21 protein-coding genes and 3 tRNA genes are annotated in these 18175 nt (G+C 37.3%); 20 read left to right on the top strand and 4 right to left on the bottom strand.

What is annotated here, in order from left to right:
• The first annotated feature begins 25 nt into the window (after positions 1-25).
• Positions 26-790, top strand: a complete 765-nt coding sequence (gene yaaA / locus KRODI_RS09830) for a peroxide stress protein YaaA (RefSeq protein ID WP_013751453.1) — start codon at positions 26-28, stop codon at positions 788-790.
• A gap of 89 nt (positions 791-879) precedes the next feature.
• On the opposite strand, the gene KRODI_RS15450 is transcribed toward yaaA, so the two are convergent.
• Positions 880-1038: a 30S ribosomal protein THX gene (locus KRODI_RS15450; RefSeq protein ID WP_316927778.1), complete on the bottom strand. Its 159-nt coding sequence runs from the start codon at positions 1036-1038 to the stop codon at positions 880-882.
• A 67-nt stretch (positions 1039-1105) separates the two neighbouring features.
• Between KRODI_RS15450 and KRODI_RS09825 the strand changes: the two genes are divergently transcribed.
• From KRODI_RS09825 to KRODI_RS09815, 3 genes are all read left to right on the top strand, one after another.
• Complete coding sequence (locus KRODI_RS09825; RefSeq protein ID WP_013751451.1) at positions 1106-1834, top strand: hypothetical protein; 729 nt, start codon at positions 1106-1108, stop codon at positions 1832-1834.
• Positions 1834-2493: a uracil-DNA glycosylase family protein gene (locus KRODI_RS09820; RefSeq protein WP_013751450.1), complete on the top strand. Its 660-nt coding sequence runs from the start codon at positions 1834-1836 to the stop codon at positions 2491-2493. The genes KRODI_RS09825 and KRODI_RS09820 overlap by 1 nt, the downstream gene beginning before the upstream one ends.
• A 107-nt stretch (positions 2494-2600) precedes the next feature.
• Positions 2601-4349 (top strand): M14 family metallopeptidase, encoded by a 1749-nt coding sequence (locus KRODI_RS09815; RefSeq protein ID WP_041295676.1) that lies wholly within the window; start codon positions 2601-2603, stop codon positions 4347-4349.
• On the opposite strand, the gene KRODI_RS09810 is transcribed toward KRODI_RS09815, so the two are convergent.
• A complete protein-coding gene (locus KRODI_RS09810; RefSeq protein ID WP_013751448.1) occupies positions 4317-4940 on the bottom strand; it encodes an NUDIX hydrolase in 624 nt (207 codons plus the stop codon). The two genes, KRODI_RS09815 and KRODI_RS09810, sit on opposite strands and share 33 nt — an antisense overlap.
• Positions 4941-4947: 7 nt before the next feature.
• Here KRODI_RS09810 and pyrE point away from each other — a divergent pair, with 7 nt between their 5' ends.
• The 5 genes from pyrE (at position 4948) to KRODI_RS09785 (ending at position 8683) form a co-directional block, all read left to right on the top strand.
• Positions 4948-5589 carry an orotate phosphoribosyltransferase gene (gene pyrE, locus KRODI_RS09805; RefSeq protein ID WP_013751447.1) on the top strand — a complete coding sequence of 214 codons (642 nt, stop codon included), beginning with the start codon at positions 4948-4950 and terminating at the stop codon, positions 5587-5589.
• A 16-nt stretch (positions 5590-5605) separates the two neighbouring features.
• Positions 5606-5998 carry an orotate phosphoribosyltransferase gene (locus KRODI_RS09800; protein WP_013751446.1) on the top strand — a complete coding sequence of 131 codons (393 nt, stop codon included), beginning with the start codon at positions 5606-5608 and terminating at the stop codon, positions 5996-5998.
• A gap of 110 nt (positions 5999-6108) precedes the next feature.
• A complete protein-coding gene (locus KRODI_RS09795) occupies positions 6109-6954 on the top strand; it encodes a transketolase (RefSeq protein WP_013751445.1) in 846 nt (281 codons plus the stop codon).
• 48 nt (positions 6955-7002) lie between these two features.
• Complete coding sequence (locus KRODI_RS09790; protein ID WP_013751444.1) at positions 7003-7956, top strand: transketolase family protein; 954 nt, start codon at positions 7003-7005, stop codon at positions 7954-7956.
• A gap of 97 nt (positions 7957-8053) precedes the next feature.
• Complete coding sequence (locus KRODI_RS09785; protein WP_013751443.1) at positions 8054-8683, top strand: outer membrane beta-barrel protein; 630 nt, start codon at positions 8054-8056, stop codon at positions 8681-8683.
• Between the two features lie 273 nt (positions 8684-8956).
• On the opposite strand, the gene KRODI_RS09780 is transcribed toward KRODI_RS09785, so the two are convergent.
• Positions 8957-9979 carry an FKBP-type peptidyl-prolyl cis-trans isomerase gene (locus tag KRODI_RS09780; protein ID WP_041295675.1) on the bottom strand — a complete coding sequence of 341 codons (1023 nt, stop codon included), beginning with the start codon at positions 9977-9979 and terminating at the stop codon, positions 8957-8959.
• Positions 9980-10068: 89 nt separating this feature from the next.
• On the opposite strand from KRODI_RS09780, the gene KRODI_RS09775 reads away from it, so the two are divergent.
• Together KRODI_RS09775 and KRODI_RS09770 are read left to right on the top strand one after the other, a co-directional pair.
• A complete protein-coding gene (locus KRODI_RS09775; protein WP_013751441.1) occupies positions 10069-10464 on the top strand; it encodes an RNA-binding S4 domain-containing protein in 396 nt (131 codons plus the stop codon).
• Positions 10465-10505: 41 nt separating this feature from the next.
• The gene (locus KRODI_RS09770) at positions 10506-11009 is read left to right on the top strand and encodes a phosphoribosyltransferase family protein (protein ID WP_013751440.1); all 504 of its coding nucleotides are present in this window, start codon (positions 10506-10508) and stop codon (positions 11007-11009) included.
• Here KRODI_RS09770 and KRODI_RS09765 read toward each other — a convergent pair.
• Positions 11001-11522 (bottom strand): shikimate kinase, encoded by a 522-nt coding sequence (locus KRODI_RS09765; RefSeq protein ID WP_013751439.1) that lies wholly within the window; start codon positions 11520-11522, stop codon positions 11001-11003. The two genes, KRODI_RS09770 and KRODI_RS09765, sit on opposite strands and share 9 nt — an antisense overlap.
• 120 nt (positions 11523-11642) lie before the next feature.
• On the opposite strand from KRODI_RS09765, the gene KRODI_RS09760 reads away from it, so the two are divergent.
• The 9 genes from KRODI_RS09760 (at position 11643) to KRODI_RS09720 (ending at position 18175) form a co-directional block, all read left to right on the top strand.
• A tRNA-Lys gene (locus tag KRODI_RS09760) sits at positions 11643-11715 on the top strand.
• Between the two features lie 127 nt (positions 11716-11842).
• Positions 11843-11915 (top strand) — tRNA-Lys (locus tag KRODI_RS09755).
• Between the two features lie 145 nt (positions 11916-12060).
• Positions 12061-12143 (top strand) — tRNA-Leu (locus tag KRODI_RS09750).
• Between the two features lie 233 nt (positions 12144-12376).
• The gene (locus KRODI_RS09745; protein WP_013751438.1) at positions 12377-13306 is read left to right on the top strand and encodes a MerR family transcriptional regulator; all 930 of its coding nucleotides are present in this window, start codon (positions 12377-12379) and stop codon (positions 13304-13306) included.
• Positions 13299-14759 (top strand): phytoene desaturase family protein, encoded by a 1461-nt coding sequence (locus KRODI_RS09740; RefSeq protein ID WP_013751437.1) that lies wholly within the window; start codon positions 13299-13301, stop codon positions 14757-14759. The genes KRODI_RS09745 and KRODI_RS09740 overlap by 8 nt, the downstream gene beginning before the upstream one ends.
• 1 nt (position 14760) lies before the next feature.
• The gene (locus KRODI_RS09735; RefSeq protein WP_013751436.1) at positions 14761-15600 is read left to right on the top strand and encodes a phytoene/squalene synthase family protein; all 840 of its coding nucleotides are present in this window, start codon (positions 14761-14763) and stop codon (positions 15598-15600) included.
• A gap of 16 nt (positions 15601-15616) precedes the next feature.
• The gene (locus KRODI_RS09730) at positions 15617-16084 is read left to right on the top strand and encodes a sterol desaturase family protein (protein WP_013751435.1); all 468 of its coding nucleotides are present in this window, start codon (positions 15617-15619) and stop codon (positions 16082-16084) included.
• 91 nt (positions 16085-16175) lie between these two features.
• Positions 16176-17168, top strand: a complete 993-nt coding sequence (locus KRODI_RS09725) for an NAD-dependent epimerase/dehydratase family protein (RefSeq protein WP_013751434.1) — start codon at positions 16176-16178, stop codon at positions 17166-17168.
• Positions 17159-18175 (top strand): glycosyltransferase family 2 protein, encoded by a 1017-nt coding sequence (locus tag KRODI_RS09720; protein ID WP_013751433.1) that lies wholly within the window; start codon positions 17159-17161, stop codon positions 18173-18175. The genes KRODI_RS09725 and KRODI_RS09720 overlap by 10 nt, the downstream gene beginning before the upstream one ends.

Here is an 18175-nt window from a genome sequence, read left to right as displayed (position 1 = left end):
ACTTTGATACAAAAGAAAAACACCTATGAAAATTGTTGTATCACCAGCAAAGTCACTCAATTTTGAATCAAAACTTCCAACCACTAGAGCTACGCAACCGCAGTTTCTTGAAGAGGCAGAAAAGCTTAATAGTAAACTCTCAAATACTACAAAGAAAGAGATTCAAGACTTAATGCACATTAGTGAGAAACTGGCAGATTTAAACTATCAGCGTTATCAAGATTTCACAACACCATTTACAATAAGTAATGCGCGACCAGCGGTTTATACTTTTGATGGCGATGTGTATACAGGTCTTGATGCATACACTATCCCAACAGAAAAATTAGACAAACTTCAAGACACGCTAAGAATTTTAAGTGGTATGTATGGAATATTACGCCCACTAGATTTAATGCAAGCTTACCGTCTTGAGATGGGAACTAAGCTAGAATACTACAACACTAAGAACTTGTATGAGTTTTGGGGAGACACGCTTACTAATCGTCTTAATGAGGAACTAGAAGATGATGAGCTTTTTGTTAATCTTGCGAGCCAAGAATACTTTAAAGCAGTACAGCCTAAAAAACTTAAGGTTCCCGTAATCACGCCTATCTTTAAAGACTTTAAAAATGGTAAACTAAAGATTATTGCTTTTTACGCAAAAAAAGCACGTGGCTCGATGGTGCGTTACATTATCGATAAAGATGTAAACAGCATAGAAGATCTTAAAGGATTTGATTATGATGGCTACGCATACAGCGCAGAGGAGTCTAATGAAGATAAAAACGAATTTGTATTTACAAGGTAATTGTCTACAATGACTAAAAACCCATCACAGAGAAATCTATGATGGGTTTTTTACGCTCTGGAAAACATCTTATAATACTAGAACAACTACTAATCCTTCTGCATTTTCGCAGCGTCCTTAGCTTTCTTTCTTCCTTTTTTTCTTCTTTTTGCGCCAAAAGTTCCGCGGCTTATTTTTCCTCTTCTTGATTTTTTATCTCCTCTTCCCATATCCATATTTTTAGTTATTCTCAAGGTAGCATTTTTCAAAAAGAACCTATTTTAAAATTCTGTTAATCATCTGCCTATACTATCTTTATAAATAAAAAGTATCACTATGACGTATTACATTCTTATTGCGCTCCAGCTGGCATGTGCTTACCACGTTTACAAGAATAAAAATAGTTTTTACTGGTACTTTGCTATCCTCCTATTGCCTGCCATAGGCTGCCTAGTATATGTAATCGCTCAGATTTTCAATAAAAAGGATGTTGCTGTCGTTCAAAAGGAATTTACAGCGGTTATTAACCCTACTAAAAAGATAAGCCAACTAGAAAAGAAAGTTGAATTTTCTGACACGTATTCTAATCGTGTGGAGCTAGGCGATGCATTACTTGCGATAGGCAACTTTAAAGAGGCAGCGATTCAATACGATAGTGTTTTAAAAGGAAGTCAGAAAAACGATTACTATGCAAACACACAATTACTACTTGCTCTTTTTGAGCAAGAAAAGTATGATGAAGTAATTGCCATAGGTGAGAAAATGAGCACCGTCTCAGATTTTGAAAAGTCGCAAGCACAGTTTAAATATGGGCTCGCCTTATCAAAAACTGGGAAAGATGATGAGGCAGAAGTTATCCTAAAAAAAATAGATCAGCGTTATTCTAATTATCCTGAGCGCGTGCAACTCTCAAAATTTTATATTGAAAGTAAGATGCAATCTAAAGCGCTAGAAGTGCTACACGAGATGCAAGAAGAGTTTTTAAACCTTACTACACCCAATAGAAAACTACACAAAAATACTTTTATAGAAGTAGAAAGACTTGTTGCTGCGACACAATCATAATGTCTGTTTTTAAACATACACATCCTTATCCGCCGTTTAATATTGAGAACGCCACAAAACTCATTGTAGGCACACTTCCTCCTCCTAGATTTACAGAAGGCACTCTTAAAACGGGAGATGTAAACTTTTGCTACGGGAGTATCGATGGGCAACTATGGCCTATTTTAAATAAGATTTTCAATCTCAATCTTACTTTTGAAACTACAGAGCAAGCCATTCAAGAGCGCAAAGATTTTCTCACATCTCGTAATATTGGTGTTTGTGATATCGTCGCTTCCTCAGAACGCATTAAAATAGACGCCTCAGATATTGGAATGACTAATGTAACCTTAAGAGATATTTTCGGTTACTTGAGCAAATCTCCAAAGGTGGAAACACTATTATTCACTGGCGGAAATAGTAAAAATGGCCCTGAGTATTTCTTTAGGAAAGCTTGCAAAGAACAGGATGTAAAGTTGAAAGTGGTAAGTAGCGAAGTACCGCGAGTACATCAGTTTCAATGGCAAGGACGCACTATTAAAACGGTGTCTCTCACGGCACCATCTGGAGCGGCAAATAGAGCCGTGGGCAGTCTTGCTCTATACAAACAACTCAAAAAGGAAAATCCGCAATTCAATACTATAGACTTCAGAGTCTTGCAGTACACTCCTTTCTTTTAATTTTTTTACGCTTTCGCGAAAGCGTAACTCAAACACTATACATCCAAAAATAACTTACTTTTTATTTTTTGAGCCAATTTGTATCTTCACACTTCAAGTACAACCAAATGAAAAGACTTTTTTTACTCCCACTACTCGCCATTATCATAAGTTGTGGTGACACAAAAGATAATCCAGAAAATAAAGACTTTACTACGCGCTTTGAAAAAAGCGGAGGTACAGAAACACCAACCTACCAAGAAGTCATCGCTTTTTATAAGGATCTTGATACTGCATATCGCTCTATAAAAACCTATGAAGTAGGCACGACTGATGCTGGCGAACCGCTCACGCTAGTTACTTTTAATCCTAATCGAAGTTTTGACAGTGAGTTTTCTGACGATAAAGATGTGCGTCGTATTCTCATTAATAATGGTATTCACCCTGGGGAGTCAGACGGAATCGATGCAACTATGATGCTTATGCGAGACCTCGCACAAGGAAAGATAGAGGCCCCAGAAAACACATGGGTAAGTGCGATTGCAATCTATAATGTGGGTGGCGCTCTTAACCGTAATAGCGGGACGAGAACCAATCAGAATGGACCAAAAGAATATGGTTTCCGAGGAAATGCACAAAACTATGATCTTAACCGTGACTTTATAAAGCGTGACACAAAAAACGCTGCCGCTTTTGCAGAAATTTATCACATGATTGAGCCAGATGTTTTTATAGATAATCACGTAAGCAATGGCGCAGATTATCAATACACGCTCACACATCTCTTTACACAACACAACAAACTGGGAGGAGCATTAGGTGACTACGTACATGATGAGTTCCAGCCTATGCTAGAGGAAGACCTTAAGACAAAAGACTGGGAAATTACTCCTTATGTGAACGTCTTTAATAGCACTCCAGAAAAAGGCTTTAGCCAGTTTATGGATTACCCACGCTACTCGACGGGTTTCACCTCGCTATGGAACACCATAGGACTTATGGTAGAAACTCACATGCTCAAACCCTACAAACCTAGAGTGGAAGGAACGTACGAATTAATGAAAAGCATCTTAAAAATCACTGCCGAAAACGGCACGAAGATTAAAGAAATGCGTGAAAGTGCTTTTAACGCTTTCGCGAAAGCGGAAACCTATCCTGTACAATTTGAGTTAGACACCACAAAAACCACCACTCTAGACTTCTTAGGATATGAAGGAAGGATGCAACCTAGTGAAGTAACCGGGAAGGAACGTCTTAAATATGACGTTAATAAACCTTTTACTAAAAAAGTTACTTACTACGATTATTTTAAGCCTACAAAGGAGGTAATGATACCAAAAGCTTATGTAATCCCAAGGGGTTACAGAGATGTTGCGCTTATCTTAAAGGCAAATGACATTAAGTTTGATCAGCTTAAAAAGGACACGACATTTGTTGCTCAAGTATATCATATAGACACCTATGAAACTCGAAATAGCCCTTATGAAGGTCATTATTTACATTACAACACCAGTTTAAAAACTTCTGAAGAAGAAGTTACCATACCAAGAGGTGGCTACATAGTACCTACAGACCAAAAAGGAATACGCTACATTCTAGAAACGCTAGAGCCAGAGGCGACAGATAGTTTCTTTAACTGGAACTTTTTTGACACCATATTGCAACAGAAGGAAGGCTTCTCGCCATATGTATGGGAAGATAAGGCTCAACAATTTCTTGAGACTCACCCTAAAATTAGAATAGAGTTTAATCTCAAGAAATCATTAAATCCTGATTTTGCAAATAACTGGTACGCTCAGCTAGACTGGATTCATAAAAAATCTTCTAGCTATGAGAAAGCACACCTACGCTACCCTATCGTTAGGATGCTTAATTAAATATTCTTTAGGAAAGATAAGCTTGATATTTTCATAAGATTTATCAAGCGCTTTCTGTGATTTTTCAAAGTTGAGCCACTTAGCTTTCTTAATGCCTTCCTTAGCTTGCGGCACTAGCTCGTCTGTGCAGCTTGTGTGCATTTCAAACCAGAAGGTCTCCTTAAGCCTGAACTCGCCATTGCGTTTAAAAACATGGTAAGTAATTTCCAGAGGCTTTGTAATAGTGAGACCAGTAACACCTGTCTCCTCCTCTACTTCTCTAATAGCACAGTCCTCTATATCTTCTTTTTTCTCAATCTTACCTTTAGGCAAGTCCCAGCGACCATTGCGATAGATAAAAAGAATTTCCTTTTTATCGTTATATACGAGTCCGCCGCCCGCTATTACAAGTTTAAGTTTCTTGCGCAGGTGCTTGAGTAACTTCTCTTCCTTAGGGTGGTAGAGGTTAATATATAACTGTTCTCCATCATATAATTTCTTGATCAGTTTCTTAATCTTGACCTTCTTTATGGAGATGGTTTTATAGTTCTTCCCTATTACCTTTTCTGTAGATAGAATAATAGGAATATCATTCACAAAAACTTTATACATTTGCAGTATGATTTTAGACAAAGAAACGGCAAAAAAAACTGCCGAATTGCTTTTGCAAATTAATGCAATAAAATTACAACCGCAAGAACCTTTTACATGGGCTTCTGGTTGGCAATCCCCAATTTATTGTGATAACCGCATCACACTATCGTACCCTCCTATTAGAAACTACATTCATCAAGAAATGGCAAAGCAAGTAGAAAACATCTACGGCAAGCCAGATGCTATTGTGGGTGTTGCTACAGGAGCTATAGGTATTGGTATGCTTGTTGCAGATTATCTCAACGTACCATTTGCTTATGTACGTCCAGAGCCTAAGAAGCATGGACGTAAAAACCAGATAGAAGGTCACCTAGAACCTAACAGCACTGTTGTGGTGATAGAAGATCTTATAAGCACAGGTAAGAGTAGCCTTATGGCAGTAGAAGCTCTTAAAAATTCTAACATGACGGTAAAAGGGATGCTTGCCATCTTTACCTACGGTTTTGATACTGCTACTCAGAATTTTGAAGAAGCTGGAGTTACACTCAACACACTTAGTGATTACTCTCATTTACTACTACAAGCTAGGGACACAAATTTTATTACCGAAGCACAACAAGAAACGCTAGAAAACTGGCGTAAGAACCCGTCAACCTGGGAAAAATAATATTAAAAAAACCTAAATGAATTTAGAAAGTCCTGTAAAGACGCTCAACAAGTCACAAGAAGAAGTTTATAACTTCTTAATGAACATTGAGAACTTTGAAAAATTAATGCCAGAGAACACTAAGTTTGAAAAGATAAGCGACACACGTTTCCTTTTTGGACTTAAAGGTATGCCAGAAATAGTATTAGACCTTAAGGAAGGAATTCCTCATAGTAAAGTAGTACTAGGAGCAGCAAGTGACAAAATACCTTTCCAACTTACTGCAGATATTAAAGAACTAGCAGCAGATAAAACTGAGGTACAACTTCACTTTGAAGGAGAATTTAACGCCATGATGGCGATGATGGTTAAAGGACCTATCACAAAGTTTATAGGCACACTTTCTGATAATATGGATGTAATTGCATAACGCAGTTTAAATTCAATATTTCGCAAAAATCAAAGAAGTCCTACAATCTTGAGCAATCTCGATGGTAGGACTTTTTTATATGCTTATTTTTACATAATAAATTCAATAATATGGCAGACATAGAGAAGCTAGAAGCATTTGTAACCCAAGTGCGTAGAGATATCGTACGACAAGTACACAAAGTAAGTTCTGGACACCCAGGCGGATCATTAGGATGTGCCGAATTTATTTCGGTTCTCTATCAAGAGCTTATGGAACGTAAAGAAGGATTTGATATGGACGGTATAGGAGAAGATCTTTTCTTCCTTTCTAACGGTCATATATCTCCAGTTTTCTATAGTGTATTAGCTCGTTCTGGATATTTCCCAGTCGAAGAGCTTAACACTTTTAGATTACTTAACTCTAGACTACAAGGACACCCTACTACACATGAAGGGCTTCCTGGAGTGCGTATCGCCTCTGGATCACTAGGTCAAGGATTAAGTGTTGCGGTAGGTGCAGCTCAAGCAAAAAAACTTAACAAAGACAACCACACTATCTATACCTTAATGGGAGACGGTGAATTGCAAGAAGGTCAAAACTGGGAAGCAATTATGTATGCTTCGGCAAAAAAGGTTGATAATATTATCGCTACCGTAGATCTTAACGGACAGCAGATCGATGGTAGCACAGACCACGTATTAAATATGGGAAGCGTGCGCGCAAAATTTGAAGCTTTCGGGTGGATTGTTCTTGATATCGAGCAAGGAAATGATGTAGAAGCTATTGTAAAAGGAATGAATCAAGCCAAAGATCTTTCTGGAAATGGAAAACCAGTTTGTGTATTATTACACACAATCATGGGTAATGGTGTAGACTTTATGATGGGCACCCACGCGTGGCATGGTAAAGCTCCTAATGATGAGCAACTCGCGAGTGCTCTAGCACAGAATCCAGAAACCTTAGGCGACTACTAAACCTTTTTCTTATTACGCTTTCGCGAAAGCGTACCAAAAATCATTACAATGAAAACATACGAAAATACAGGCAGTAAGGATACAAGATCAGGTTTTGGAGCAGGAATGACAGAATTAGGGAGAACAAATCCTAATGTTGTTTCTCTCTGTGCAGATCTTATAGGTTCTCTAAAAATACAAACGTTTATAGATGAAAATCCAGAACGTTTTTTCCAAATAGGAATTGCCGAAGCAAATATGATGGGTATCGCCGCAGGACTAACAATAGGTGGTAAAATTCCTTTCACAGGAACTTTTGCAAACTTCTCTACGGGTCGTGTTTATGACCAGATTAGACAGTCTATCGCATATTCTGACAAAAATGTAAAAATATGTGCATCTCACGCAGGTCTTACCTTAGGTGAAGATGGAGCCACACACCAAATTCTTGAGGACATCGGACTCATGAAGATGTTACCAGGAATGACAGTGATCAATACGTGTGATTATAACCAGACCAAAGCTGCGACTATAGCACTTGCAGATCACGTAGGGCCAGTTTATTTACGTTTTGGACGTCCGGTAGTGCCTAACTTCACTCCTGAAAATCAAAAATTTGAAATAGGGAAAGCAGTACAATTACAAGAAGGTAATGATGTAACTATTGTTGCGACTGGCCACCTAGTATGGGAAGCGCTTGAGGCTTGCAAAGTACTTAATGAAAAAGGCATCACAGCAGAAGTAATCAATATACACACTATCAAACCTCTAGATGCAGAGGCAATCATCAAATCTGTAAAAAAGACTGGATGCGTGGTAACTGCAGAGGAGCATAACTTTTTAGGAGGTCTAGGAGAAAGTGTAGCAAGAGAGCTATCTCTTACCCACCCTGTACCACAAGAGTACGTTGCGACAGCAGATACATTTGGAGAAAGTGGGACGCCAGAACAACTTATGGAAAAATACGGGCTTAATGCAGATGCTATCGTAAAGGCTGTAGAAAAAGTAGTTGCTAGAAAATAATCAAACAACACCACCGTTTACATAAAAGACATAGGCAGTATGATTGTAACATACTGCCTTTTTATTTGTCTCTTTATTAATCAATAAAACTTCAATTATGAAAAAAATCATTGTAGCAGTATTACTCTTATCAGGTATGACTGCATTTAGCCAAAGCGCTGGCTTCGGAATCAAGGGCGGACTCAATTATGGCTCTGTAGGAGATCTAGAGTTTACCTCAGAATTTGCCGAGAGTACTTTTGACAAGGAAAATAAGTCTGGCTTTCACGCTGGAATTTATTATAAGGCAGTGTTTGCCGGTATCTTCATACAGCCAGAGTTACTTTACACAAAAATCAACACAGAATATCAGAGCAATATCTCGGGTTCAAATAGTATAGATTATGAATTGTCAAAAATTGACATTCCAGTACTTGTTGGTTTTAATGTTATAGGGCCTTTAAATGTGAAGGCTGGACCTTCTTTTCAATATATTATTGACGATGAGTTTGACGGCATAGACATTGATTTTGAAGATCCAGAAAATTCATTTACTGTAGGCTACCAGCTAGGCGCAGGGCTTTCATTTGGCAAGCTAGGAATTGATGTGAGATACGAGGGAGCATTTACAGACAATACCATTGTAACAGAATCACAGGCTGAAGATAACAGTGTAGGCTTTAAAGTAGATGCAAGACCATCACAATGGATTTTGAGTTTATCGTACTCTCTTGATGGAGGGAACTAGCGTTAAAAAATTATAGATTTCAAAATCGGGTATTCTTTATGGGAATACCCGATTTTTTTTTGGTATACCTTGTGCCTAATTTTAAGAGGATCTTTACAAAACAAGCAATTACGCTCAATCTCTAGCTGCGATGTAATCTATCTATAATCGAAACAACCTTTTTAATTCACTTGATTGAGCTTCAAATATCAGTCTAAACAAAAAAGTCACATTGTGTGAAACAATGTGACTTTTCAAATTTATTTAGCGCTTTCGCGAAAGCGTAATTAAATTCTAACTATCTGCATCTAGATAATCAGGTATACCGTCTCCATCTGTGTCTGTATAAGTTACAACTCCCGTTGAGCTATTAATTTGGATTTCATCTAGAGTATTCCTACCATCTCCATCATCATCGTTGTCAAGATGATTGCTAATACCATCATCATCTGTATCAAGAAATGAAATGAAATTTCCATCTTCGTCAAGCACTATTTCTAATCTAGTGCGAACACCGTCATTATCATCATCTGGATCTTGGAAGGCAAATGCTAAATCGTCATCAGGATTATCTGCTTCATCAAATAGAAAGCCGTTCCCATCAAGATCTTCGTTAATAGATATAATTCCATCACCGTCATGATCTGTAATGATTACATCAAACACAGAGAATGTAAATACGAGAGGACTGTAAATTTCAACATTACCAGGAGGTAAATTAAAATAACCTAGTCCACTAGGAATAAATACAGCTCCTACACCAAAATCTTCATAAGATGTTGTTCCATCACCATTTGCAACAGGTCCTGCCCCAGCTCCTTTGAAGCCAGCAATTCCATTTTGAAAACCATCTATGGTTCCAGTAAGATCAAACCACACTGGATTAGGTGAGGAATCAAAAGTTGTACTATTTAAGTTTCTTCCAGTATAAGTTACTAACGTTGAATCTGAGTAAGTAGCTGCCGGCTTCTCGCTAGCCCCCTGTCTAGCTGTAAGAATGTAAACTGTTTGATCTGTATCAACACGGTTATAAGTAATGCTTGTTAACTCAGGTCGATCAATGATTGGTGTTTTATCACTATTAATCGAAGCAATAGTGTCAAAACGTATTTTATAATCAAAGTCTGCTGTAGGATTTTCAAACTCCTCGTAATTATAAAAGTGTGTCTCTAGATATTCACGTATTTCTGCATCATCTTCTATGGCCTGTTCTCCTCTATCACGTGGAGGAACCGACTCAATGCCATCATCATCAGAAGGGCAACCAACACATAATAATAAAACTATGGCTAAACCTAGGTAGTTTCTTAATTTCATCAATTTTAATTTAAGGAGTGCAAGATACAATTTTGATGTATTTTTGCACATTACTTTACCTTTATTAACGCGGTTTTTATACCTTTTATATGAGAGTAGACAAATATTTATGGTGCGTACGCTACTTTAAGACGAGATCTATAGCTACAGCAGCTTGCAAGAAAGGTCAAGTCAAAATTAATAATACGTCAATTAAACCATCTCGAGAAATATATCCCACCGACACTATCTCTGTGCGCAAAAACCAAGTCACTTATATTCTAGAAGTCCTTGATCTTCCTGAAAGTAGACTGGGTGCAAAATTAGTAGGTATGTATGTGCGAGATAAAACTCCAAAGGAAAACCTAGAGAAACTAGAATTGCTCAAATACTCAAAAGATTATTATCGCAAGAAAGGAGTGGGTCGCCCTACTAAAAAAGACAGACGAAGCATTGATGAGATTTATAACAATGACGATTTTTTTAAAAGCGATGAAGAAGAATAGTAGGTTAATTGAATATCTTTAACCCATAAGCTAGCACAGATATGAAAGTAAAACTGGAAAAAATATTAGACCATCAAGCAATAGCTCATAAAACAAAGCGGATTGCCTTTCAAATCTACGAAAGCAATGCAAATGAAGAAGAAGTGATTCTAGCAGGCATTGCAGATAACGGTTATAAATTTGCCGAACGTCTCGCCATGGTTCTTGCAGAGATATCTCCTCTCAAGACAATTCTTTGTAAAGTGACTATGGATAAGAAAAATCCGTTAGGTACTGTACAAACAAGTCTTCCAGCAAGTGAATATCAAAACAAGTCTGTAATTCTTATAGACGATGTACTCAATTCTGGAACTACGCTCATATATGGTGTAAAACATTTTCTCGATGTGCCTTTAAAGAGATTTAAGACAGCTGTACTAGTAAATAGAAATCACAAAAAGTACCCCGTAAAAGCAGACTTTAAAGGAATCTCGTTAAGCACATCACTTAATGAATCTGTAAAAGTTACCTTTAGAAAAGGTAATGACACTGCTGTATTAGAGTAGTTTCTTTAAAATTTCGGCAGTTAATGTTTCTGGTGATTGGGTTTCTACTTTAACCACAACATCCGCTTGGTTGTAATAAAACCCTCTCTCAAATAAATGCTTCCTTATATAGTCTTCTAGATCTTCTAGTGATTGCATACTAGCGATTAATGGGCGCTCCGCTTTTGCCTCCCATAATCTATTTGCAAGTACTTTAAAGTTCCAATTAAGATACATTGTCTTTGTATTTGCTTCTTTAATGAGCTGCAAGTTGTTTCCATAACAAGGTGTTCCACCTCCTAAAGCGACTACTATATCGTCATCATTTTCGTCAATTAACGCTTTTAGATGTCTTGTTTCGGCTTTTCTAAAATAAATTTCACCTTTATTTTTAAATATTTCTGAGATACTATTGCCCTCTGCCTCTTTTATATAGGTGTCAAAATCTAAAAATTTGTAAGAAAGTGCTTCAGCGAGTAGTGGTCCAATGGTTGATTTTCCTGACCCCATGTACCCCATTAAAAAATATTTCATATACGAACTTATTGAAAAACAAAGGTATATATTAAACTAAAAAAAAGAATAAAAATTTTATTTAAAAGGTTTGGAAATAAGAATTAATTAGATGTATATTTGCACCCGCAATGAGGCAATGACCTGGTAGCTCAGTTGGTAGAGCATCTCCCTTTTAAGGAGAGGGTCCCGGGTTCGAGCCCCGGCCAGGTCACTTGATAAGTGCAAACCTCCATCTTTTGATGGAGGTTTTTTTATGCAAAAAAAATTCAAAAAATAATTTCAGATTATGCTTTGAGTTTCAAAGGAAGACTTTATATTTGCACCCTCGTTAAAATGACGACCTGGTAGCTCAGTTGGTAGAGCATCTCCCTTTTAAGGAGAGGGTCCCGGGTTCGAGCCCCGGCCAGGTCACTTTATGAGTATAAACCTTCATCACTAGATGAAGGTTTTTTTATGCTTTAAATTCAACAACCCTTAAAAATAGTTTTAGATTCACTCTAGAGTCTCACAAGAACATTTTATATTTGCACCCGCATTGATAAAATGCCGCTTATCTACCCGGGTGCTGAAATTGGTAGACAGGCACGGTTGAGGGCCGTGTGCACTAGTTGCGTGTGGGTTCAAGTCCCATTCCGGGTACAAAGAGAGTTAATTATGTGATTAACTCTCTTTTTTATTACATATCTTCCATACACCATACAATCCACTAAGCTATAAGGCTTCAGTAGGTTCATCAAACTAATTATTTCCTGAAATTATCACGCTTTCGCGAAAGCATAACTGCATTTTTACAAACTTTGTTTAAATTTTAATACTCATTGGTTAAACAAAATCATTTAATTCCCTATTTTTACATATAAATAAGGAGTTTTATGAAAAATGCTGTAAAGACAAAATTTAGTATAAAGGACCTTGAAGGCTTAAGTGGTATTAAGGCGCATACCATACGTATATGGGAAAAACGATATGGACTCCTTGAACCACAACGTACAGATACAAATATTAGAACTTATGCACTAAGCGATTTACAGAAATTACTTAACGTAGTTTTTCTTACGGAACATAAATACAAAATCTCAAAAATTGCCCGTCACTCTACGAAAGAAATAGCAATACTTGTTGCAAGCTTAATTTCTGAATCTAATGAGTCTAGTGAAAATCATGCTATCAATTCATTTAAGATAGCAATGATGAATTTTGATCAAAACTTATTTCACAAAACATATAATGCGCTCAATGAGACGAAACCCTTTGTAGATATATTTTACGAGGTTTTTATACCACTACTTCATGAGATTGGACTATTATGGCAGACAGATACGATAAACCCATCCCATGAACATTTTATATTTAATCTCATAAAGCATAAAATTCTCATTAATATTGAAAAGACACAAATCAATGTCCCTCCATTAAAGGAGAAAACATTTGCACTTTTCCTCCCTGAAAATGAAATACACGAATTAGGATTATTATTCCTTAATTACGAATTGGTTTCTCACGGATATAAAGTTATTTACTTAGGTCAAAGCATTATGCTTTCAAACTTAAAATACCTTTCTGTTAATCATCCTAATTTATCATTTGCATCTTACTTCACTGTTAATCCCTTAGAAAGTGAGATTCCTCAATATTTTGAGGATTTCAATGCTGTTTTTGAAAATCAGAAATTAGATTTATACGTGCTTGGAGCGATGACTAGTAAGATAGATGAAAGTAAAATACCTTCAAACATTCACATTATGCTTAGCATAAGAGAGTTTGTAAACGTTATAAAACAGTCTACGCCATCATATGCATAAAAAAATTATAATCATAGGTTCTGGGTTTTCATCACTTTCTGCAGCAAGTTATCTTGCAAAAGCAGGAAATGAGGTTCATCTTTTTGAGAAAAATAGCACCCTAGGAGGGCGAGCAAGACAACTCAAACGTGATGGGTTCACCTTTGACATGGGCCCTAGCTGGTACTGGATGCCTGATATTTTTGAAAAATTCTTCGGCGATTTTGGAAAGAAAGTATCAGATTATTACAGCTTAGAAAAACTTGATCCTGCGTATCATGTTTGGTTTGCAGATGAAATTGTGACTATAGGTGATACCCTTGATAAAATTGCTATAGAATTTGAACGCATAGAACCAGGCAGCTCACCAGCACTAAAGAAATTTATCAAAGAAGCAGGGGTTAATTATGACATTGCTATAAATGATGTAGTTAATAAACCTGGTCTTTCTCCGTTTGAACTGGTAACACCTGAGACTGCAGTACGAGTTGCACAATTTTTCAAAACGATAAGTGATGATGTACGCAAAGCATTTAAAAATGAGAAACTTGTTTCTATTTTAGAATTCCCAGTGCTCTTTCTGGGTGCAAAACCAGATAAAACACCTGCTTTTTATCGTTTTATGAACTATGCAGATTTTGGCTTAGGAACATGGCATCCTAGAGGTGGAATGCACTCTGTAATAAAAGGAATGATTTCTCTAGCCGAAAGTCTTGGTGTCACTATGCATACTAATGCTGGCGCATCAAAAATTATTGTAGAAAACGGAGTCACAAAAGGTATTGTTGTCAATGGAAAAACGATTAATGCAGACATCGTAGTAAGTGGCGCAGACTATCACCATACAGAGACTTTACTAGAGCCTGCTCATCGCCAGTATTCAGAAAAATATTGGGAGAGTCGAGTTTTTGCTCCTTCATCACTCCTCTTTTATGTCGGGTTTGACAAGAAATTTGAAAAAGTTGCTCATCATAATTTATTTTTTGACACGGATTTTAATGAGCACGCAAGAACGATTTATGATGATCTTGCTTGGCCCAAGGAACCGTTATTTTACGCAAACTTCCCATCTATTAGTGATGAAACTATGGCTCCTACTGGTAAAGAAAATGGATTTTTCTTGATACCAATAGCACCTGGAGTAGAAGATACACAGGCACTTAGAGATAAATATTTTGACATAATTATGGAGAGGCTTGAGCGTCTTTCTGGTCAAGACTTTAGAAGTCACATATTATTTAATGAATCTTTTTGCGTTAAAGATTTTATAAGCGAATACAATAGCTTTAAAGGCAATGCATACGGAATGGCAAACACCTTAAAACAAACTGCATTTCTTAGACCTAATTTACGAAGTAAGAAAGTGAAAAATTTGTATTTTACTGGTCAGTTAACTGTTCCTGGTCCTGGCGTACCACCAGCTCTTATATCTGGAAAGTTAACATCTCAACTTATAGCAAAAATTAAAAGTTAATATGAAATCATTATTTGACACCGTTTCCAGAAGTTGTGCCAAGGTTGTTACCCAATCTTATAGTACTTCCTTTGCCAGCGCTACAAAGATGCTTGCACCGTCAATAAGACAGGACATTTACAATATTTATGGTTTCGTACGCTTTGCAGATGAGATTGTAGACTCTTTTCATGATTATGATAAAGCGCTTCTTTTTGAGCGTTTTAATCAAGATCTTAAAAATGCGCTAGAAGACAAGATTAGCTTAAACCCTATTCTCAATGCTTTTCAAGAGACGGTGCACAAGTTTGCTATAGAACAAGAGCACATAGATGCTTTTATGAAAAGTATGCGTCTTGACCTCACAAAGTCAGACTACTTGACCGATGCAGAGTACAGAGAGTACATTTATGGAAGTGCAGATGTAGTAGGCCTTATGTGCCTTACCGTTTTTGTACAAGGAGATAAAGAACAGTATGAATCTCTTAAGGAAAGCGCCATGAGTCTAGGCTCTGCTTTTCAAAAGGTAAACTTCTTACGAGATCTCAAAGCAGATTTTGAAGGATTAAGTAGAACGTATTTTCCAGATACCAACCTTCACGAACTTGACGAAGCTTCAAAGCAAAGCATCATTGCAGATATAGAAGAAGATTTTGCAAAAGGTCTTGCAGGAATCAATAGACTACCTATAGAAGCAAAATTTGGAGTGTACACTGCTTTTAGATATTACAAAAAGCTGCTTACTAAACTCAAGAAAGTACCTTCTGCCGAAATTAAAAATACACGTGTACGAGTACCAGACTATGTGAAAGCTAGTCTATTGGCTCGTAGCTATGTTAAATATCGTTTAAACCTCATTTAAAATTTACCTTATACTAATGCAAACATTTCTTTGGATACTCGTTTTTGTAATGACATTCGTCGTAATGGAATTTCTAGCTTGGGCAACACATAAATATGTGATGCACGGCTTTTTATGGTCACTTCATCAAGATCACCACCACAAAAAACACAACTCATGGTGGGAAAAAAATGATCTCTTCTTTATTTTTTATGCCCTAGTTTCGATAGGCTGTTTCCTATTGTGGCAGTATGAAGGCGTATGGATCGGTTTACCTATAGGCTTAGGTATTTTTGCCTACGGTCTTGCTTACTTTGGCGTACATGACATCTTTATTCACCAGCGATTTAAATTATTTCGTAATGCAAATGGATGGTATGGTAAAGCATTAAGAAGAGCACATAAAATGCACCATAAACATTTAGGTAAAGGAGATGGAGAATCTTTTGGGATGCTCTTTCCTCCAGTAAAATACTTCAAGCAAGCCAGAGCAAGCAAGAGATAAAATCTAAAAGACCACTGTAAAAGGTGGTTTTTTTATGCTTTCGCGAAAGCAAAACAACACTCCTCTCAATTCCTTTTTCTAAGTTTGCAGCATGCAAATAACCTCATTAGTTACTGGTGGAGCTGGCTTTATAGGAAGTCATGTTGCTCGTCATTTACTTGATTTAAATCATCAAGTCGTTATACTTGATGATCTCTCTGGTGGTTTTGAAGACAACATTCCAGAAGGCGCAACATTTATCAATGGCTCTATTACAGATGTCTCACTTATTGACGCTATATTTAATCAATATAATTTTGACTACGTATACCATCTAGCTGCATATGCCGCCGAAGGGTTGAGCCATTTTATCCGTAAGTTCAACTACGAGAATAACCTCATTGGGAGCATCAATCTCATTAATGCAGCGGTTAATCACAACATAAAGAAGTTCATCTTCACAAGCTCTATTGCTGTATATGGAACTCAAGAATTACCACTTAAAGAATCGCAAAAACCACAACCCGAAGACCCTTATGGTATTGCAAAATATGCGGTAGAGATGGATCTGGATAATGCACATAACATGTTTGGGCTAGACTATATTATCTTTCGCCCGCATAATGTGTATGGGCCTGGACAAAACATAGGAGATAAGTATCGCAATGTGGTGGGTATATTTATGAATCAGATTTTAAAGGATGAACCGCTTACCATCTTTGGCGACGGAAATCAGACCCGTGCTTTTACCTACATAGATGATATAGCACCTTATATTGCGGCTAGTTACGCTTTCGCGAAAGCGGACAACCAAAATTTTAACATAGGCGCAGACACCGAAAACACGGTAAATGATCTAGCTAAAGAAGTAGGAGTTGCTATGAAAAAAGAAGTGATCATCAACCACCTCGAACAGCGCGAGGAAGTGGTACACGCCTATGCAGACCACTCAAAATTTACAGAAATCTTTACTCTAAAACCAGCCACAACACTTGCACAAGGATTACAAGAAACGGCAAAATGGGCAACCGAACACGGCGCGAGAGAAAGTAGTACTTTTGACCCTATAGAAATCACAAAAAACCTACCAAAATCGTGGCAGTAAATCAACCCCTCGTATCTATCATAATGGCCGTAAAAGACACGGCTCCATATCTACACGATTGCATAAACTCGATTATAAACCAGACGTATCAAAACTGGGAACTTATTGCTGTAAATGATCACAGCACAGATGAGACTCCAGAGATTCTTGCAGCATTTGCAAAGCAAGATGCACGCGTTCGTGTTTTTGACAGTGACGGCTATAAGCTCATCCCGACATTACAATGTGGATACAGAGAAGTACGCGGAACCCTGCTCAACAGGATGGACTCTGATGATAAAATGCCAGATTATAAAATTCAGCTTCTAGTAGATGAGTGGCATAAGTATGGAAAAGGGCACGTGATTGCTGGAGGTACAGAGCACTTTGTAGATGAGGGCGAGGTAGGTGATGGTTTTTTACGTTATGAGCGCTGGCTTAATGAAGTGGCAAGAACAAGCACACATTACCAGCAGATTTATAAAGAGTGTGTTATCCCGTCACATTGCTGGATGATTCATAAAGATGATTTTGATGCCGTAGGTGCTTTTGATCCTGTTATCTATCCAGAAGATTATGATTTATGTTTCCGTATGTACAAACACGGGATCAAAGTTATAGGGATAGATGCCATACTTCACCACTGGCGTGATCGCTCTAACCGTATCTCACGTACTTGGGATGAGTATAAAGACAATCGCTATTTTGATATGAAAATGCGTTTCTTCTATGAGATAGATCGTGATAACACACGACCACTCGTACTCTGGGGTGCCGGTCGCAACGGTAAGGATATGGCTAAGATTTTACAATCGTATAATGACAGCTTTCACTGGGTTTCAAATAATGAGAAACAGATAGGTAAAGACATTTATGATGTACGTATGCAATCTTATACAGATGTCCCATCTATAGAAAATGCGCAGATTATGATTGTAGTTTCTTCTCCCGATGGGAAGAAGGAAATACAAGCCCTACTTGATTCTTGGGGCAAAGAAGTGGTTAAGGATTACTGGTTTTTTGCTTAG

The sequence above is a fragment of the Dokdonia sp. 4H-3-7-5 genome (assembly GCF_000212355.1).
Lineage (GTDB): Bacteria > Bacteroidota > Bacteroidia > Flavobacteriales > Flavobacteriaceae > Dokdonia.
The sequence above is the reverse complement of the archived record's forward strand: the minus strand, read 5'-3'. Positions and strand labels throughout refer to the sequence as shown.

Bases quoted from the DNA above. Each gene is read 5' to 3' on its own strand.
- KRODI_RS09765 (WP_013751439.1), bottom strand. From the start codon at position 11,522: ATGAAATATTTTTTAATGGGGTACATGGGGTCAGGAAAATCAACCATT.
- KRODI_RS09735 (WP_013751436.1), top strand. From the start codon at position 14,761: ATGAAATCATTATTTGACACCGTTTCCAGAAGTTGTGCCAAGGTTGTT.
- KRODI_RS09775 (WP_013751441.1), top strand. From the start codon at position 10,069: ATGAGAGTAGACAAATATTTATGGTGCGTACGCTACTTTAAGACGAGA.
- KRODI_RS09795 (WP_013751445.1), top strand. From the start codon at position 6,109: ATGGCAGACATAGAGAAGCTAGAAGCATTTGTAACCCAAGTGCGTAGA.
- KRODI_RS09745 (WP_013751438.1), top strand. From the start codon at position 12,377: ATGAAAAATGCTGTAAAGACAAAATTTAGTATAAAGGACCTTGAAGGC.
- KRODI_RS09740 (WP_013751437.1), top strand. From the start codon at position 13,299: ATGCATAAAAAAATTATAATCATAGGTTCTGGGTTTTCATCACTTTCT.
- KRODI_RS09810 (WP_013751448.1), bottom strand. From the start codon at position 4,940: ATGTATAAAGTTTTTGTGAATGATATTCCTATTATTCTATCTACAGAA.
- KRODI_RS09770 (WP_013751440.1), top strand. From the start codon at position 10,506: ATGAAAGTAAAACTGGAAAAAATATTAGACCATCAAGCAATAGCTCAT.
- KRODI_RS09825 (WP_013751451.1), top strand. From the start codon at position 1,106: ATGACGTATTACATTCTTATTGCGCTCCAGCTGGCATGTGCTTACCAC.
- KRODI_RS09785 (WP_013751443.1), top strand. From the start codon at position 8,054: ATGAAAAAAATCATTGTAGCAGTATTACTCTTATCAGGTATGACTGCA.
- KRODI_RS09730 (WP_013751435.1), top strand. From the start codon at position 15,617: ATGCAAACATTTCTTTGGATACTCGTTTTTGTAATGACATTCGTCGTA.
- KRODI_RS09790 (WP_013751444.1), top strand. From the start codon at position 7,003: ATGAAAACATACGAAAATACAGGCAGTAAGGATACAAGATCAGGTTTT.
- KRODI_RS09780 (WP_041295675.1), bottom strand. From the start codon at position 9,979: ATGAAATTAAGAAACTACCTAGGTTTAGCCATAGTTTTATTATTATGT.
- KRODI_RS09800 (WP_013751446.1), top strand. From the start codon at position 5,606: ATGAATTTAGAAAGTCCTGTAAAGACGCTCAACAAGTCACAAGAAGAA.
- yaaA (WP_013751453.1), top strand. From the start codon at position 26: ATGAAAATTGTTGTATCACCAGCAAAGTCACTCAATTTTGAATCAAAA.
- KRODI_RS09820 (WP_013751450.1), top strand. From the start codon at position 1,834: ATGTCTGTTTTTAAACATACACATCCTTATCCGCCGTTTAATATTGAG.
- KRODI_RS09725 (WP_013751434.1), top strand. From the start codon at position 16,176: ATGCAAATAACCTCATTAGTTACTGGTGGAGCTGGCTTTATAGGAAGT.
- KRODI_RS09815 (WP_041295676.1), top strand. From the start codon at position 2,601: ATGAAAAGACTTTTTTTACTCCCACTACTCGCCATTATCATAAGTTGT.
- pyrE (WP_013751447.1), top strand. From the start codon at position 4,948: ATGATTTTAGACAAAGAAACGGCAAAAAAAACTGCCGAATTGCTTTTG.